At 68.7% G+C, this 17,168-nt stretch carries 18 protein-coding genes; 10 read left to right on the top strand and 8 right to left on the bottom strand.

The features are described 5' to 3' along the window. Window positions 1-4: 4 nt before the first annotated feature. Entirely contained in the window at window positions 5-607 is a 603-nt protein-coding gene (locus ABFS34_05135) for an ABATE domain-containing protein (protein MEN8374813.1), read from the bottom strand. A gap of 124 nt (window positions 608-731) precedes the next feature. On the opposite strand from ABFS34_05135, the gene ABFS34_05140 reads away from it, so the two are divergent. The 5 genes from ABFS34_05140 to ABFS34_05160 all read left to right on the top strand — a co-directional run bounded on the left by ABFS34_05140 (window position 732) and on the right by ABFS34_05160 (window position 5,934). Next, entirely contained in the window at window positions 732-1,184 is a 453-nt protein-coding gene (locus ABFS34_05140; GenBank protein MEN8374814.1) for a VOC family protein, read from the top strand. Window positions 1,185-1,196: 12 nt separating this feature from the next. After that, window positions 1,197-2,129 carry a pyridoxamine 5'-phosphate oxidase family protein gene (locus tag ABFS34_05145; GenBank protein MEN8374815.1) on the top strand — a complete coding sequence of 311 codons (933 nt, stop codon included), beginning with the start codon at window positions 1,197-1,199 and terminating at the stop codon, window positions 2,127-2,129. A 137-nt stretch (window positions 2,130-2,266) separates the two neighbouring features. Continuing rightward, window positions 2,267-3,313: a GntR family transcriptional regulator gene (locus ABFS34_05150; protein MEN8374816.1), complete on the top strand. Its 1,047-nt coding sequence runs from the start codon at window positions 2,267-2,269 to the stop codon at window positions 3,311-3,313. Further along, the gene (locus ABFS34_05155; protein MEN8374817.1) at window positions 3,310-4,353 is read left to right on the top strand and encodes an SMP-30/gluconolactonase/LRE family protein; all 1,044 of its coding nucleotides are present in this window, start codon (window positions 3,310-3,312) and stop codon (window positions 4,351-4,353) included. Before ABFS34_05150 ends, ABFS34_05155 begins: the two co-directional genes overlap by 4 nt. Window positions 4,354-4,533: 180 nt before the next feature. Beyond that, window positions 4,534-5,934, top strand: a complete 1,401-nt coding sequence (locus ABFS34_05160; GenBank protein MEN8374818.1) for a serine hydrolase domain-containing protein — start codon at window positions 4,534-4,536, stop codon at window positions 5,932-5,934. Here the strand turns inward: ABFS34_05160 and ABFS34_05165 are convergent. From ABFS34_05165 to ABFS34_05190, 6 genes are all read right to left on the bottom strand, one after another. Continuing rightward, the gene (locus ABFS34_05165; GenBank protein ID MEN8374819.1) at window positions 5,867-6,766 is read right to left on the bottom strand and encodes a hypothetical protein; all 900 of its coding nucleotides are present in this window, start codon (window positions 6,764-6,766) and stop codon (window positions 5,867-5,869) included. The two genes, ABFS34_05160 and ABFS34_05165, sit on opposite strands and share 68 nt — an antisense overlap. Before the next feature lie 101 nt (window positions 6,767-6,867). After that, the gene (locus ABFS34_05170; protein ID MEN8374820.1) at window positions 6,868-7,416 is read right to left on the bottom strand and encodes a PadR family transcriptional regulator; all 549 of its coding nucleotides are present in this window, start codon (window positions 7,414-7,416) and stop codon (window positions 6,868-6,870) included. A 112-nt stretch (window positions 7,417-7,528) separates the two neighbouring features. Further along, complete coding sequence (locus ABFS34_05175) at window positions 7,529-8,002, bottom strand: nuclear transport factor 2 family protein (GenBank protein MEN8374821.1); 474 nt, start codon at window positions 8,000-8,002, stop codon at window positions 7,529-7,531. A gap of 174 nt (window positions 8,003-8,176) precedes the next feature. Beyond that, a complete protein-coding gene (locus ABFS34_05180) occupies window positions 8,177-10,387 on the bottom strand; it encodes a prolyl oligopeptidase family serine peptidase (protein ID MEN8374822.1) in 2,211 nt (736 codons plus the stop codon). Window positions 10,388-10,465: 78 nt separating this feature from the next. Further along, window positions 10,466-12,118, bottom strand: a complete 1,653-nt coding sequence (locus ABFS34_05185) for a M56 family metallopeptidase (GenBank protein ID MEN8374823.1) — start codon at window positions 12,116-12,118, stop codon at window positions 10,466-10,468. Continuing rightward, window positions 12,115-12,501 (bottom strand): BlaI/MecI/CopY family transcriptional regulator, encoded by a 387-nt coding sequence (locus ABFS34_05190; GenBank protein ID MEN8374824.1) that lies wholly within the window; start codon window positions 12,499-12,501, stop codon window positions 12,115-12,117. The genes ABFS34_05185 and ABFS34_05190 overlap by 4 nt, the downstream gene beginning before the upstream one ends. Before the next feature lie 252 nt (window positions 12,502-12,753). On the opposite strand from ABFS34_05190, the gene ABFS34_05195 reads away from it, so the two are divergent. The 3 genes from ABFS34_05195 to ABFS34_05205 all read left to right on the top strand — a co-directional run bounded on the left by ABFS34_05195 (window position 12,754) and on the right by ABFS34_05205 (window position 15,408). After that, a complete protein-coding gene (locus tag ABFS34_05195) occupies window positions 12,754-13,716 on the top strand; it encodes a 2-dehydropantoate 2-reductase (GenBank protein MEN8374825.1) in 963 nt (320 codons plus the stop codon). A 157-nt stretch (window positions 13,717-13,873) separates the two neighbouring features. Next, window positions 13,874-14,338 carry a CAP domain-containing protein gene (locus ABFS34_05200; protein MEN8374826.1) on the top strand — a complete coding sequence of 155 codons (465 nt, stop codon included), beginning with the start codon at window positions 13,874-13,876 and terminating at the stop codon, window positions 14,336-14,338. Between the two features lie 122 nt (window positions 14,339-14,460). Further along, window positions 14,461-15,408 carry a glycoside hydrolase family 18 protein gene (locus ABFS34_05205; GenBank protein MEN8374827.1) on the top strand — a complete coding sequence of 316 codons (948 nt, stop codon included), beginning with the start codon at window positions 14,461-14,463 and terminating at the stop codon, window positions 15,406-15,408. 36 nt (window positions 15,409-15,444) lie between these two features. Here ABFS34_05205 and ABFS34_05210 read toward each other — a convergent pair whose 3' ends face one another. Next, the gene (locus ABFS34_05210) at window positions 15,445-16,359 is read right to left on the bottom strand and encodes a M23 family metallopeptidase (protein ID MEN8374828.1); all 915 of its coding nucleotides are present in this window, start codon (window positions 16,357-16,359) and stop codon (window positions 15,445-15,447) included. Window positions 16,360-16,387: 28 nt separating this feature from the next. Here ABFS34_05210 and ABFS34_05215 point away from each other — a divergent pair, with 28 nt between their 5' ends. Further along, window positions 16,388-16,783: a hypothetical protein gene (locus ABFS34_05215; GenBank protein ID MEN8374829.1), complete on the top strand. Its 396-nt coding sequence runs from the start codon at window positions 16,388-16,390 to the stop codon at window positions 16,781-16,783. Further along, the coding region (locus tag ABFS34_05220) for a hypothetical protein (GenBank protein MEN8374830.1) at window positions 16,780-17,168 on the top strand (389 nt) is incomplete at its 3' end. The genes ABFS34_05215 and ABFS34_05220, both read left to right, overlap by 4 nt.

The following is a 17,168-nucleotide window of genomic DNA, read 5'->3' on the forward strand; positions in this document are numbered from 1 at the left end:
CGACTCAGTCGGCCGTGCCCGCCCGCTGACGCCGGTAGTGCGCGGCGACCTTGGCGCGGTTGCCGCAGCGCTCCATGCTGCACCAGCGCCGGCTGCGGTTGCGGGTGGTGTCGTAGAAGTAGAGCACGCAGTCGGTGTGGGCGCAGCGGCCTACCCGGCCAGCGTCGAGATCGGTGAGCAGCTCCAGCGCCGAGCGCGCGACCTCGCTCAGCGCGCCATCGGCCCCTCCCTTCAGCGGCACCCGGACCTGCGCCCAACCTCCGGCCATTGGCTCGGCCTGGATCACGACCGGGGTCCGGGCGGCGGCCGCGTTGATCTCCGCTACGGACTGTTCCGGCGCGTCCTCTCCGGCGAGCGCCGCATCCGCAACCGCGCGAATCGCCCGCCGCAATCGTAGCGCGCGTTCGTAGTCGGCGTTTCCGGCGCGCGCCCCAGATTCCATGGCGCCCCCCGCTCCCATCAGCCCCGCGTACTGCGCCGCATCGACCCATGCAACCAGCGCCGCGGGTCCGTCCAGCAGGTCGGCCTCGACGCCCTCGCGGATGAGCCGCGTGTTCAGGAAGTCCAGGCAGAGAAGGTTGCCGTCGAAGACGAAGCTCGGTGCCATTTCCGCTTCCGCGAGAATCGAAAGACTAACCGGTCATAAATTGGTTGACAGGTTTGTCACGATGACTTACTGTCTAAGATATCGATAGTAGGTTAGACACACAATTCAATCCCGAGATGAGCGCATGAGCGCGATCCGCTTTCAGACCGGTCACGTCGGCATCAACGTGACCGACCTCGACCGGTCGCTGGATTTCTATCGCGCGGTCTTCGGCTTCGAGACCGTCGGACGCTCCGATGACCCCGGCCGCCGCTACGCCTTCCTGGCGCAGGAGGGCGAGCTCGTGCTGACGTTGTGGGAGCAGGGCGACGGCCGCTTCGCCAAGGACAGGCCGGGACTCCATCACCTGTCGTTTCAGGTCGATTCGGTGGAGCAAGTCGAGGCCGTGCAGGCGCGCGCCGACGCCGCCGGCTCGAAGATCCACCACGGCGGCGTCGTGGCGCACCAGGAGGGCGCGGCGTCGGGCGGCCTCTTCTTCGAGGACCCGGACGGCGTGCGCCTCGAGGTGTTCACGGGGCAGTTGGCGGACGGGGCCGTGGCGCCGACACCGGGGGCGCCGACGTGCGGGTTCTTCTGAGGCGCGGCTGAGATGGGCCCGTTCCACGACGGAGAGCTTGAGGTCCAGGAGCGCGTCGGGGTGCGCCACCAAGCGGACCGCGTCGGCAACTCCATTCACGACGGCCTTCCCGAGGTCGCGGCGGACTTTCTTCGCACCGCGCCGCTGATCGTGACGGGACTGCTGGACCCCCGGGGCCGGCCGTGGGCGGCGCCCATCGCCGGCCTCCCCGGCGCCGTGGATGTGCCGGACGAGCGCACGCTGGTCCTGCGACCGGACGCGGTCTCGGCCTTGCTGCCCGAGGGCTCCCCGGCGCCCGGAGACGTGATCGGCGTCATCGCGTTGGAGCCGGCCACGCGCAGGCGTGTTCGGATCAACGGGAGGGTCGCGTCGGCTGTGGCCGGAGAGGTCGTCGTCGCGGTGGAGCAGGCTTACGCCAACTGCCCGAAGTACATCCAGAAGCGGGTAGTCGCCGTGCGACCATCGACCGATGGCGGCCATTCCATCACCCGGGGAAGTGCCGGAGGTGCCCGACCGGCTGGAGGCGCAACGCTATTCGCCGACCAGCGGAGGCGCATCGAGGCGGCCGACACGTTCTTCATCGCCTCGGCCCACCCCGACCTGGGCGCGGACGCTTCGCACAGGGGAGGGCTACCGGGCTTCGTCAGCGCCACTGAGGCCGAGATCTCCTGGCCCGACTACCCCGGCAACCGGATGTTCAACACCCTGGGCAACCTCGCGGCCCATCCGCGGGCCGGACTCCTCTTCCTGGATTTCGAGACGGGCGACACGCTGCGCGTTACGGGCACCACGCGAATCGCCTGGAACGCGCCGGGTGACGCCGACGCCGGTCGGATCGGCCGCCGCGTGACGCTATCCGTGGAGAGGGTTATCGAGACGGCCGGAGAGCTGCCGCTGGCCTTCGAGCTGCTCGAGTACTCGCCGCACAATCCCGCGCTGGGCTAGCGAGAACGTGCTCCGGCAGCACTGAAACTTTATCCGCCGCAGTACGTGGTGCCCCTCGGGTGGAGTCTGGCTGCTCGCCTAACAGAACCTCTCCTGTTCGACTGTTCGAGCCTCTGTTATGCAACTATATAACACGGATGACCGCGCTCGATCGGCACTCGCCGGTGCCCCTCTATCACCAACTCGCGGAGGCTCTCCGCTACCGGATCGCGACCGGCGTCATCCAGCCGCGCGCGACCCTGCCCTCTCTTCGACGCGCGTCGGCCCTTTGGGGGTTGAACCTGCACACCGTACGCAAGGCGTACGCGGAGCTGGAGCGGCTCCGGTTGGTCGCGACGCACACGCGACGAGGCACCGTCGTGCGGCCGCAATCGGAGACGGAGGCCGATCGGGCCACTTCCCTCCAGGGGTTTCTCAACCGCACCCTGGCCGAAGCGCGCGAGGAGTGGGGGCTCACCTCGCAGGAGTTGATCAACCTGCTGCGTCAAACCAGGCGGGCGAGTCCCGGCGAGCCGGTCTGGGTGGTGGAGTGCAGCGCATCCCAGGCGGCCGACCTCGCCGATCAGCTCGTCGAGCGGTGGGCGGTCGACGCCAGACCCTGGAGCCTGGACCAGCCCGGGGAGCCTCCCGAGGGGCTCCTCCTGGTGTCGCTGTTCCACACCAACGACGTCCGCTCCAGGTGGCCATCCCGCTTCTCCGAGGCTCGCTTCGTCGCCATCCACCCCGACCCGGATCTGGCCGATCAACTGCCCGCGGCGCTCAAGGCGGCGTTTCGCGTGGCGGTGGTGGAGCGCGACGCGCAGATGGCGACCAACATCGCCGCCGACCTCGGCGCGATCCTGCCGTCGAAGCGGTTCCTGATCGAGACGCACGTGGTCGAGGGCCCTGCGGAGGCGTTCGACTCCGAGTACGACTTCCTGCTATTTGCTCCCCGGATCTGGGGATCCCTCGATGACGCTATGCGGTCCGACGCGCGCGCGTTCGAAGTCCGCTACCGGTGGGAATCCAGAGATCTGGGGCGGCTGGCGGACGAGTTGGACTGGGCGTTGGCCGACTCTCCGAGCCCCGAGGCGCGTCGCCCCATCGTGCTCGGCGGACGAGCAGCTCAGGGAAGCAGTCAGATCGATGGACCCGTGGGCCCGGCCATGGCCAGGCGGGCGACACTCAACCAGGGACAAACATGACGGAAGATTTCATGACCGCCGGCCCGCTCGGGCCGTTCGCGTGGCGACGCACCCCCGCGTTGCTCGTGGCGCTGGTGGCCGGCGCGGGGACGGCCTGCGCCGAGGCCGATCAGCAGGCGGCCGAAATGCCGCCCGTGGAGGCCACCGCGTCCAGCCAGGACGAGCGCATCCTGGCCGCGCCCGGCACCATGTCGGACGGATCGCCCGTTGCGCCCCACACCACGGAGACGGTGGCCACCGGCATCGAGCTGGTGTCAGACGGGCTGATCGGGGGGATGTCAATCGACGCCGACGGCAACGTCTACAACACCAACTTTCGCAACACCATCTGGCGCACGGCTCCCGATGGCACCACGACGGTCCTGAACGATGAGTTCACCGCCGCTTCGGGGAACTTCGCGCTGGCCAACGGTGACCTGATGCAGGGCGAATGGAGGGAGAACCGGATCTACCGGATCGACCCCGACGGTACCCGCTCGGTCTTCGCCGAGGGCGGCCTGGACGGCCCGGTGGGAATCGTGCAGCGGCCGCAGGGCGACTTCATCGTCGCCAACTCGCGGGGCGCCTTCCTGGCCCGCGTGCCCGCGGAGGGCGGCGAAGCAGAGGTGGCGCTGCGACACGGAAAGATGACCCAGCCCAACGGCGTCACCATCGACCCGGACGGCAACATCTACGTCGCCGATCTGGACGGTGGCATCGTGTTCAAGTGGACTCCGGACGGCGATGTCATCGAACTCGCCGAGCTGCCGGGCGGGGGCAACGCGCACAACGTGTACGCGGGCGGCGCGCTGTACGTGAACAAGATCTGGGACCACGTGATCTACCGAGTGGACCTGGAGACCGGCGCCTACGGCATCGTCACGGGCACCGGCCACCCCGGCTACGAGGACGGCCCGACCGGCACGGCCACGATCGAGGAGCCCAACGGTATCGCGACGAACGCCGCCAAGGACGTGGTCTACTTCAATACCCACCGCGGCAAGATGTTCGAGGCGCCCGGCAGGGTGATCGTGCGGCGACTGGTGTTGCCGGCGTCGTAGGTGTCAACCCCTTGGACGACTCATGAGGCGACCGATATGCATCTAGGACTCTTGCGGCAAAGTCGCACATATGTAGTGGCCTCTGCCGCCTTGCTTACGGTTCTCTGGGGTTTTCGCGCCGGCAGCCAGGCGACCACGGCGGTATACGGGAGTACCAGCCCGCCCGTCGCGATTGACGGGATGGCCGCCGACGCTACTTCGGCGGCGCACGCTTCCGCCACTCTGGCGGCGGTGTATGCGTCCAGCGGTGTACCGGGCATCGCGGCAGCGGTGTCGGTGGATGGTGAGGTGGTCTGGGAGGAGTACCTCGGCCTGAGCGACGTGGAGGCCGCGATCCCGGTCACCCCCGAGACCAGATTCCGGATTGGTAGCGTATCGAAGGCGGTCACCACCGTCGCCTTGTCCAGGCTCTGGCAGGAGGGTCGGATCGACCTCGATGCGGACGTGCGCAGGTACGTGCCCGAGTTCCCTGGCAAGGACGCGGTCATCACGCCGCGTCTTCTGGCGGGTCATCTGGGCGGAATCCGCAACTACGAGCAGAAGGACTTCGCCGACTCGAGCCATATCGACCGCCGCCACTTCGCCGAGACCGCCGATGCACTGGCGATCTTTGCCGATGATCCGCTCGTCGCCACGCCAGGCCACGGCTACCACTATTCCGTCTTCGGCTACACGCTTCTCTCGGCGGCGATGGAGGGCGCAGCTCGGAAGCGCTTCCTGTCGCTTCTCGATGACCTCGTTATCGAGCCGCTCGACCTCGGACACACCGGCGCCGACTCCGCCGGCATCCCGGGCCGGGCCGTGGCCTACGAGCGCAGCTCGGAGGACGGCTTATCGGTCGCCGAGCCGCTGGATTTCAGCTACAAGTGGGCCGGTGGCGGGCTACACTCGAGCGTCCGCGACCTGGCGCGACTGGGGTCGGCGCTGCTCGAACCCGATTTCCTGTCCCCCGCGGCCCTGGCGCTGCTTACCACGACCCAGACGACCAGCAGCGGCGAGTCCACGGAGGTAGGCCTCGGCTGGCGCCTGGGCACGGACTCTCGCGACCGGCTTTTCATACACCATGCGGGGAACATCTCCGGAGGCCGTGCGGTCGTGTTGCTCTATCCCGCGCAGGGCGTGTCCGTAGCTATTACGTCCAACCAGGCCCTCGCGCCGCTGATGATCGAGTCCACCGCCCAAGTCCTCGCCGAAGCCTTCTTGCTGGGGCGTGAGGGACGGCGGTTCACCCGCATGCGCCCAGTGGCGAGTTTCGAGTACACGTGGATGGCCCGCGGCACGGAGCACGCTGGCAGTCTGCGCTACTGTACCGACCAGGCCGACGACCGGATCGATCTACACCCCGAGCTCGGCCAGTGGGCCGCGAGACTGGGATCTCCGCTGCCCGAGGGAGGCGCTCCCGTCCTCCCCATGCTCCAAGCTGGAAACACCGCGTTCATCCCCGTGATCACCCCGGCTGGAGCCTTTGCCATCGACGTCGTCTTGGGCGCTGACGACTCACTTTCCGGCGCGGTCAGCGGACAGTACGTGAGAGTGGCTGGTCCATTCCAGGCCGAGAGATCGGATTCGATCTGCCGATAGTGTACCCGGGCGTCAACAGCCACCCCACGACGAGCCCGAAGAGGAAATTCGACGCGCTTACCTCCACCAGGTGCACCATCCTCACGTCTACCGGAAGTATGGGGTTGGGCATCAGCAGGCCCGCGCTCATCAGCACCGAGAAGAGCACGCCGAGGGTCAGCGCGGTCTCCCAGCGGGGCCCCCTCATCATGCGAACGATGGGCATGGCGATCGCCGCCCAGATCAGCCCCCGGCCAACCTGGGTCAGCAGGATGGTGCCGATGGACGGCATCTGGACGTTCTCGTAGAACTCCCGAATCGCGGGGGCGCGCCACGCGACGAAGACACCGAACAGGACGTAGAGGAGGACGTAGCTGAAAGAGATCGCGGGCAACCTCCAGGTCCACGACCACGGGGTCAGCCGCAGACGCCTGTTCTCTTCCTCCGCGGGCGCACCGCCGCTGGAGTCGTGCCTGCCGAAGATCCGCACGACTATGGGGGCGAACGCCGCGAAAGTGATCAGGTGCAGGATGAACACCGGTCCGATGCTGTCCGCCGGCACTTCGCGCAGGTTGAAGATGACGAGCTCGATCCAGGGCAAGACGACGATGATACCGGCCAGCGCCACGAAGGTCGCGGCGGCCAGCGACCTGCCTAGCCAGCGTGAGCGCATCACCGGGTGAGCCAGCGCCGCCGAGTAGAGCAGCGCGACGGCCACGTTGGCCCCGAGCACGCGTGGATCGCCCAGCTCGCTGGGTAGCCAGTCGCCGAGCGATGGAACGAACAACCCCAGCAGCGCGCCGATAACGCCGGTCAGGACCAGATAGACGAGGGCGGAGACGCCTATCCTCAAAGCTACCATCTCTACGCGCAGGCGCCCGCCGGGCGACGTCGCCCCGCGCGCAATGTTCCGATCGGCTCGCGCCAATCCCGTTTCAGTCTCTGTTGCCGACATCATTCCTCCTCGAACTCACTGAGCGCCCGCCTGGCCCACCGCGCGTGCGCCTCGTACGACTCGATGCCACCCTCCAACGCCAGGCGGCCGTGCCGGCCTGCTTTCTGGGTCACCTCCACCAGGATCTGCTTCAGCTCGACGAGGTAGGTCTCGATCTGATCCAGCAGGCTGGCCAGGAAGACCCGCGTGGCGGGGACGTCGCCGAAGTCTCCGAGGAAGGCGAAGCGCAGCATCAACTCGTCCATGCGGACTTCGATGTCGCGCCTCGTCATGTCCTGTCCCAGCCAGGTCCTCAGGGCCTCGAGCCCCGCTTTCGTGGGTCGATAGGTGCGCGATCGCTTGAGCGGCCCGTCCGAGCGGACGGACCCGATGATGAGCCCCTGCTCTTCGAGCCTCCGAAGCGCCGGGTAGATGGCACCCGGGCTGCTGCTGTAGTTCCCCATCGGTGAGTCGGCGAAGAACTTCCGCAGCGCGTAGCCGGTCTGCTCCCTCTGGTGCAGGAGACCGAGCAGCGCGTAGCCCAGCGTGGTGGTGGGTGGCTTGTTCATGTGATACGAAACGTACTAGTACGAATCGTACTATGCAAGCCTCGAGTTGATTGGACGTGCCACAAGGAAGGGGGCGGCCACCAGTCGCGACCGCCCCCTTCGTGTAGGATTCCTAGCTATCCAGCGTGATGATGTCGACGCGGAGCAGGAGCCAGCCTCGATCGGTCTTCCTCCAGACCTCGGCCAGCGCCGCCTTCGAGGTGGAACGATCGCCGTCCGGTCCCTCGTAGGTCTCTTCCACGATGCGGCGGGTGAAGGCGAAATCGCCGACCACGCGAACCTCGAGGATCTCGGCCGATCGGTCGGCGACGCGCCAGCCGTCACCGTACCACTCGCGTACGCCCTCCACCCAGGTGTCCTTGGTGTTCAGCACACCCCCGCCCAGAGTCCAGCGACTGAAGTCATCGGCCAGTACGGCGTCATATGCCTCCGGGCCGCCGCCGCCGGGCGCGGTGGCCTCAGACAGGCGGTCGATGGACGCCAGGACCTCTTTCTGGTCGGCGTTCCAGGCGGCCTGCGCCGACCCGTGGGAGGGCACGGCCGCGAGGATGAACACGGCGGCGGACAGGCGGTGAATCGGTCTCATCTTTGCTTTCTCCTGGGTTTGTAAACGGCGGTCGGAAACGTGGCTCCCGTCGATCGGAACGAAGGTGTCGTTCGGGTGGACTCCCGTGGTCCGGATCCCGACGGGAATCCGTGTGAGTTCTGTCAGGAAAAGTGGGGACCCCGCCCGACGGTGTCGCCGAGATCGTGCGCCTGCTCAGGGCCCTTCGGGATCCAGCCCCAACACCTTGATCAGAAAGGCGATCTGGTCGGCCCCGGTCTCTGCCCGTTCCTCAGGCGTCCCGCCGGGCGAGTGACCCGCTTCCCACGCCACCTTGAGCAACTGCGGGTGCCCACACTCGCGCGTCGCCGCTCCGTCGGGTCCCTGCATGGCGGCGGCGAACTTGTAGGCGTGGACCGGTGAGGTGACTTCGTCGAGCGCTCCGGCCTGGACGATCATGGGCGGGTAGCACACCGATGGATCGATACCGTGGTAGGGAGAGATGCGCCTCAGCACCTCGAACTCCTCCGGGTCATCGGCGGTCCCGAACTCGCTCGGCCAGCCGCCGAACAGGTGATAGCGCAGCATGTCCAGGGTCGGGTACTGGATCAGCGTGGCGGCGAACAGCTCGGGGCGGCGCATGGCGCTGATCGCCGGCAGCACTCCGCTGGCGCTGCCGCCGTTGCCCACCAGGTAGCGGGGCGACGTGCGGCCGCTCTCCACGAGGAACTCCGCGGCGGCGATGTAGTCGCCGATCACCGTCTCCTTGTTGAGGATCCGGCCCGCCTCCCACCAGTCGTTGCCGTACTCGCCGCCTCCGCGGATGCCGGGCAAGGCGTACACGCCGCCCAGGTCCAGCCAGGGGATGAACTCGGGCTGATACCAGGGAAACGCGGACCAGCCGGAGGCTCCGTAGGCGTACATGAGGACGGGCGTGTTGCTGTCCGGCTCGATGTCGGCTCGGTGCACCAGGAACATCGGCACCCGGGTGCCGTCGAAGCTCTCGTAGAACACCTGCTCGAACGTGTAACGGTCCGGATCGTAGGTCAGTTCGGGACGCTCGTACAGCTCGGTGGCGCCGCTCTCGATATCGAGCTGGTAGACGGAGCCGGGATCGTACAGGATGTTCAGCCCGAAGTGGACGGTGGTCCGGTCGGGGCTGTCCGGCAGGCCGAACAGGAAGCCCTGGCCGGTGAAGTCGATCTCGTGGCGCAGCGAGCCGTCCAGCTCGTGGATACGCAGGGTCGAGCGCGAGTCCACCCTGTAGGGGACGAGGTAGGCGTTCTTGGCCAGGCTCACCCAGCCGATCGGGAAGTCGCGCTCGGGGATGATCTCGACCCACTGCGAGGGATCCGGTCTAGCCGGGTCGATCTTGACCAGGCGTTGGTTGGGCGCGTCCAACGTGGTGCGCACGATCAGCTCGTCGCCGGCGGTTCCTTCGAAGGTGTACATGGCGTCGTCGGTGTCGATCAGCTCGACCACGTCGCCCCACGGGCGCGTTCCCTTCGTCATCGGGAAGTAGTAGAGACGGTTGCCCGGCATAGCCGGATCGGTGAGCGAAAGGGTCAGGTAGCGCCCATCCAGCGATATCGCAGGGAAGAAGAACCAGCTCGGCTGATCGGGCCGCTCGTAAACGAGGACATCGCTCGACTGGTCCGTGCCCAGGCGATGGTAGAACAGCTTCACGTCGGACACTGCGGTGCGCAGGCCGCCGGCGGCCTCGGGGACCTCGAAGCGCGTATAGAAGAACCCGTCCGCGGTCGCGTCCCAGGCAATACCGCCCCTACCGGTCAGGTAGCCGTTCAGGGCTTCTGGTCCCCACTCGCCCGTCGTGGTGTCGAGCACCCGAAGCTCGGGCCAGCGAGACTGCGCCTCGGCCACCTGAACGACCATCTTCGATCCGTCCAGGCTCAGGGTCGTGCCCCTGATACGCTGTGTTTCGACAAGCGCTTCGTGGAAGTCGATCAGCAGCTCACGCTCGCCGCCGCGCTCCACCCAGATCTGCTGCAGGATCTTGCCCGCCGGCCGAATCGTCACGAAGGAGCGTTCGCCGCGATGGATGGGCGCGGAGATGCGGTCGTAGGTCTGGTAGTCGAGGATGCGCCGCTCGGTCTCCGCGTGGCCTTCCACGTCGGCGACGAACTCCTTCAGTAGGCCATCCTGCTCGCGGAGCCAGGCCTGTGCGTCGTCCGAGTCGAACTCCTCGAGCCAGCGGTAGGGGTCGGCGACATCGGTACCGTGCATGTCGTCGATCCGGTCGACGGTCTTGGCGTCCGGATACGCCATCGCGAAGCTCGGCGCCTCGCCCGGGCCGTCGGACCCGAAGGCCGTGTCGCAGGAGACGAGCATCACAGCCAGCGCGGCCACGGCCGTGAGGCCGGAGATCCGCCGGGTCGTCCGAGCCGCGGAGAGATTCGTCGCTCGCATCAGGAACTCCGTTCTTCTTGATGAAATTTTTCGTTCAGTATAGATGCCGCTGACTTCTGATCGGTTGCATTGGTGGTCCTACGAGCGGAGGCTCAGGCTTTCGGCTGCGGCCGCGCGGACCCGGTCGTCGGGGTCATTCCGGGCCTCCCGCAGCGCGCGGTCCGGCAGATAGCCGCTAGTGCCACGCAGTCCGCGCACGGCGACGAGCCGCGTGTCCGGATCCGCGCTGCGCACGACCAGATCGGAGAGCCGTTTGATCGCGGGTACGCACTTGATCTCGCCGATCGCCCAGGTGGCGGCCAGCCTGATCCGGGCGTCGGTGGAGCCGGTCAGCTCTTCCAGCTCGTAGAAGGCGCGCCGGTCGCGGGTCCGACCCAGGGCCAGGATTACCGCCTCGCGCACGCGTGCGTCTTCGTCGTCGAGGAGGCGCATGAGGGGGACGGTGGCCATGCGCGAGCCCACGTCCACCGCGGCGGTCGCGGCGGTGGCCCGCACCTCGGCTGACTCGTCTCCCAGCAGCCTCACCACCGCGGACAGCGCGCGGACGTCGGCAAGCTCGCCTAGCGTCCGCGCGGAGCCGGCGCGGACCTCCGCCTCCGGTGCGGACACCCCGACCAGGGCATGCGCACGGCGGGCATCCCTGTCAGAGCCGAGGCCGAACGCGACGACGGCGAGCGCGCCGGCCAGGCCGACGACCCCGGTGCGGACGAGCAGCGCCCTGGAAGCCTGCTCCAACCCGCGAAAGCGGAGCACGCCGCGCACGCGATCCCGCAGCGCCGACCCCGACGCCATCGTCATCACCGGGCCCGGCCGCAGCCGCCGCGGCAACGCTTCCCGCGCGGCTTCGAGCAGCACCTCGGCGTATGCGCGACGACGGGTGCCGTGCCGCAGCACGATCTCGTCGCACGCCGTCTCCGCCTCCGCGCGCGCCCTGCGGGCGGCCCACAGGACGGCCGGGTTGGGCCAGTAGAGCGCGCACGCGATCTCGCCGGCCAGGTACGTGACGTAGTCCCACCTGCGCACGTGGGCGAGCTCGTGAAGGAGAACGGCGCGCAGCCTGTCCCTGTCCCAGGAGGCCGCCGCCTTCGGCAACCCGACCGTGGGCCTCAGAATGCCCCAGCACGCGGGCGCGGGAGCAGCCTCGACCGCGACCAGGCTGACCGCTCGCCGGATGCCCAGCTCTTTGGCCACTTCCGAAGCGACCTGGTGGGCCGCATCGTGCCGCCAGGGGGGCGACCGCCTGCCGGTGATGCGGAGCGCCACGAGCCTGCCGATCAGCCTGGCGAGCAGGATTCCCGCGCCGATTCCCCAAGCCAACAAGAGCAGCGCGACCCACGGCAGCGCGGGGCCCTCGGCGCGCTCGCCCGCGACCGACGTTGCTTCTGACTCCGCCTGGAACGGAGCGGGCGCGAGAGGCGAACGGAGGCCACGCGCGTCCATCAGCACGGGCTCAGCCGCGGTCCTCAGGGGCGCGGCCGGCGCTTCCCACAGCTCGGCGGGGATCACCCCCGCCACGAACTTCCGGTCGGGGACCAGCGCCGAGGCCGCCGGCAGGATGAGGAGGCCGGCGAGCAGGCCGCCCCACGCCACGTGACGCAGCGACGCACCTCTGCCCGTGGCCATCCGCGCGAGCGCCCACGCGACGAGCACCAGCGCGGTGCCGCGCACGAAGATCCACACGCCGAGCTCCAGCACGACGCCGCCGGTCATCCACGCAAGGAGCGCGCTCACTCGTCGTCCTCCCGCTCCGCCTCGATCCAATCCGCGATCTCGTCCAGCTCTGTCTCGTCGAGTTGGTTCGACGACAGGTCGAGAAGCGTCAGCACGGCCTTGGACGACGCTCCGGCGAAGTACGTCGACAGCAGGTGGCGCAGCGCCTTTGCGGCCGCCGCGTCCGCGGGAACGGTTGGCCGGTAGATGTGCCTCGGCCCATCGCTCCGGTGGGTGAGGATTCCCCTCTTCTCCAGCTTGCCGAGGGTGACCCGGACCGAATCCTCGGAAGTGCCCGGCGGCATCGCGGACGCGACCTCAGAGGCGGAGGCTTCGCCCAGGCGGTAGAGCGTCTCCAGGAGGTTGCGCTCGAGGCGGCTGAGTAGGGTCGGGTCGTAGGTCATGCGCTGTGCTGAAGCTTTTATTTCTGAACCTGAGCCTAGTGTGGACCCGGGCGTCGGTCAAGCGGCGGCGTGCCCGGTCACGCGGCGCGGCGTCCGCCGGGTCAAGCTGTGCGGCCTCATCCCGTCCATGGCCCGTTATGTTGTCCCGTCGACGGAACGGTAGCCGCTCGAGGGCATTGTAGAACTCGTTCGAGTTTCGAACGATCTCCTCATCGCCGAATCGTGGCAGTACGAGGGCAGGAGGCTGAAGCAGTGACGATCGCGATCATCGGAGCGGGAGGCGTCGGTGGCTACTTCGGCGCGCGCTGGGCGGCCGCTGGGCACGACGTCACGCTGATCGCGCGCGGCGATCACCTGGAGGCGATCCGCGCGCGCGGGGTCCGGCTGGTCAGCCCGGCGGGCGATGCCGTCGTCCCGGTGTTGGCCGTGGAGGACACGAGCGGCATCGGGCAGGTCGACGCCGTGCTCGTGGCCACCAAGACCTGGCAGCTCCCCGACGCCGCCGGTCATCTACGCGCCCTGGTCGGCCAAGACACGGTCGTGTTCGGCGCCCAGAACGGCGTCGAGGCTCCCGACCAGTTGGCCGCTGTCGTCGGTCGCGAGAGAGTCCTCGGCGGCACCTGCCGCATCATCGCCTTCATCGCCGAACCGGGGGTCATCAAGCACGTGGGGGTCGAGCCTACCCTGCTCGTGGGCGAACCGGACGGTGGGGACTCGGGGCGCGTTCGGGCGCTCGAGGCGGCGCTCGACCTGGGCCCGGCGGCGCGGCTCATCGCCTCCGCCGACATCCGCGCGGAGCTGTGGCGGAAGTTCCTGTTCTTCGCGCCGATGAGCGGCGTGGGGGCCGTGACGCGAGCCACGGTGGGCGCGATCAGGGAGCAGACGGAAACACGCACCATGCTCCGGGCGGCTTTCGATGAGGTCTACGCGGTCAGCGTCGCAGCCGGCATCGGCCTCCCGGAGGGCGTGGTCGACACCATCGACGCGTTCGTCGACACGCTGCCTCACGACGGCACCAGCTCGCTTCAGCGCGACTTCGACGCCGGCCGCAGGACGGAGCTCGACGCGCTGGCCGGCGCGATGACGCGGCTGGGCCGAAAGCACCGCGTGCCCACGCCGGTGCACGATCTCCTCTACGCGGCGCTGCTTCCCATGGAGCGGAGGGCGCGCGGCGAGGTCGAATCGTCACACCCCCGAATGCGGCTGCGGGGATGAGTGGTTCGTTGCCGATGCGCCCCCGCACGTAATCGTTGCCCCGTAGGCCATGCCGCTGCTACCTATGGGCTCAGCACTCCCTTCCCGTTTCACCGCAGGCGCTCGCCCCTCCCGTTCCCGCACGCGGCTCTCCCCGCGCACGAGTGAGGAGCCTGTCATGCCCAGAATCGGCTTGCTTTGCGCGCTCGCCCTCGTCGTGGCCTGTGGGGACGACGGCCCGACGGGGCCCGGCGCGCCGGCCGAGCTCGAGCTCGCGCCGGAGGTCGCCGCCTTCGTCGCGTCCATGAACAGCCACCGCATCGCAGAGGGATGCGCGGCGCTGGAGTGGGACGTCGACGTGGAAGCGGTGGCGACGGCTCACAGCCAGGACATGGTCGACCGGAGCTTCTTCTCCCACACCAATCCCGACGGTGACGGTCCCGGCGATAGACTGGCGCAAGCGGAGATCGACTACAGCGGTTGGGCCGAGAACATCGCGGCCGGGTACACGAGCGGGGAGTCCGTGCTCGGCGCCTGGCTGAACAGCTCGGGGCACAGGGCCAACATCGAAAACTGCTCCCTCATGCACCACGGCGTGGGCCTGGTCGACACCCACTGGACGCACGTATTCCTGAGGCCGTAGGGGTCAACTAAAACCTCCCGGGGGGCATCCGTGATTCGCAGCGGGAAACGGTACCCGAATTCGAGGCGCTTCTCTTGTCGATCCTGCCCGAACCGCAACCCGCACAAGCTGGCCGCCAGCGCGTGAATCCGCGGGGCCCGGTCCTGTGCGCCGCGCTGGTGTCCGCGCTCGCGCACGCGGCCTGCGCGCCACCGACCGCCGATAGACCCGCCGTCTCCGGCTGGTTCGCGAGCTGGCGCGCGCACCCCGACTCGGTCGCCTTCGACGGCGTGAGCGACGTGTTCTACGCCTTCGCGCTGCCCACCCCCGACGGCGGCCTGGACTCCATCCCGCGCCCGGACCGCCTGCGCGCGCTGGTGGCCCGCGGGGGCGACGAGGGATTCGGCGTGCACCTGACGGTCGGCGGCTGGAACGACGGCGATGACACCGCGTTCGAGACTCTGGCCGCGGACTCGGCGGCCCGGGAGAGATTCGCGCGCGCGCTGGCTGACGCGGCCCGCGATTACGGCCTCGCCGGCGTGGAGATCGACTGGGAGCACCCCGACCTGGGGCCGTCTGCCGCGCACTACCTGGCGCTGGTGCGGACCCTGGACGAGGCGCTGCGGCCGGCCGGCATCGGGCTCGCGGTGGCCGTGGCCGGATCCTGGGCCTGGGGCGGGGGCGGCGTCCGGCCGGAGGTCTTCGACCACGTTGATCGCGTGCACGTGATGGCGTACGCGGGCGGCTACGGACGGCACCATTCGTCCTTCCGCTACGCGCGCAGCGCTATCGACCTCTACCTGGACATGGGCGCTCCGGCGGAAAAGCTGTTCCTCGGGGTGCCTTTCTACGGCCTCTCTTCCGCAGGTGAGACGATGCTCTATCGGGAGATCCTGGCCCAGGAACCCGACGCCGCGACGCGCGACAGCGTCGGGATGTTCTACTACAACGGGCGCGAGACGCTGCTGCGAAAGGCCCGCCTCGTAGACGAAGAAGGCCTCGGCGGGCTGATCGCCTGGGACCTCACGGCGGACGCCACCGGAGTCGACGCGCTCCTGGGGGTACTCGTGGGCCGAGCGGACGGCTCCTGAGGCGGGGCCGCGCCCCGAACGACGTGGCTCGCCCGCTTACCTGCCGTCCGGCGTGAACGCCCCGGCCTCGTAGGACTGACCCCCGAGCGGCTCGCCGCGAGCGCCGAGGTTGCCGATGGCGTTTCGGAAGTTCACCGGCAGAGAGAACTTGCGCGTGTAGTTGCCCGGAGCGCGGTACACCGCGAAGTGCAGGTGGGGCACGCCGCCGGTCGCGCCGGTGTTGCCGCTGAGGGCGATGGGCTGGCCCTGCGTGACCACGTCCCCGACCTGCACGAGCGCCCCGTTGAGCATCAGGTGCGTGTAGCGCACGGCGGTGCCGTCCGCGTGCTCGATGAACACGTTGTTCTCGTTCCCCGACGCGTTGTCGCCGTCCACGAAGCTCTCCTGCACGGAAAACACGACGCCGGCGCGCGCGGCCCTGATCGTATCGCCGATGGCCGTGTTGAAATCGTAGGCGAAGGTCAGGTTGTGGCCGCCGTTGGCGAAGCAGTTGCCCTGCATGACGCCGAACAACTCGCCCACGGCGTAGGGCAGCACGTACGGAGACGTGGCCTGGTCGTCGAAGCCTTCGTCGCAGATGATCTCGCCGCGCCCGACGCCGACCGAGAAGTTCTGCGTGTTGGTGCCCACCGAGTTGGTGGCGATTATCGCGACGGCGAAGGAAGCCTCCGCGTTGTCCCAGCCCGCGGCGCCAGTCAGGGCCCCCGTGGCCGCGTTGAAGTTGAGCCAGGCCGGAGTCGTGGCCGATAGCTGGTCGGCGCCCGTGGCCGTCACGTTGTATAGGTAGACCCGGTTGTGGTCGACGAAGGTCACCGGCGTTGACGTGAACGTGGGAGCCTGCCCGGGGTTGTCCTCGTCATTGCCTGGGGCTGTCGCTTCGCTCCCGCAGGCAACGGCGGTGGCCGCGGCAAATGCCCACAAGGCGGTGGCGGGCGCCTTGGCACGCTGCATGGGATCCATCCTCGCGTGGAAGAAACCGATGGCTACTGACGATTCCGGGGCGATCGAGCGGACGCGTCCGAATGAGCCCGCCGAACCGAAAACTCTCATCGTTACGACAAGTAACGCTGAGCACACCGTGGTCGTGACGGTGGACGCTCCGGAGGCGCTCCTGGGCGAGATGGCGGAGCACGCGCGCGCCGGGCTCGCCCGCTTCCGCGAGTGCGATGGCTTTCTGGGGGGAGCTCTGCACGTAACGCGGGATGGCGGGCGCTTGCTGCAGTACCTGCGCTGGCGGGACGAGGCCGCCTACGACGCGTGCATCGACGATCCCCGGTGGGACGAGATGCCGACTACCGCGCCGTTCCTGGCCGCGGTGCGTGAGGGCCGCGCCACGCTGGACGCGAGCGCGTACGCGGTGGTGGCGGTCTCATGACGGGCGCGCCTCCGATCGCCGCGGTCCCGTTCATTTTCAAGCGGAGCAGCGAGGAACTCGGGGCGGCTTCGCTGTCCACGACCACCGAGACCGTGCACGGCGTGGCCAGGCTGCACCGCTCATCGCTGATCCTCCAGTGGCGCCTGGCGCGCAAGACCGAGCACCTGGGCGCAACGGGCGTGCGCACGGACCGCGAGGTCGAGGACGTCCGCGAGATGGAAATCCCGCTTGCATCGGTGGCCGGTGGAGAGGTGCGCCGGCGCTGGTGGCAGGCATTCTCCGGCCCACGCCTCGTTCTGCGCGCAGCCGACCTCAAGGCGTTCGAAGGAATGGCCGGCCCCGACGGCTTGAAGCTCGATCATCCCGGAGAGCTCATCCTGCGGGT

It is taken from the genome of Gemmatimonadota bacterium (genome assembly GCA_039715185.1).
Lineage (GTDB): Bacteria > Gemmatimonadota > Gemmatimonadetes > Longimicrobiales > RSA9 > DATHRK01.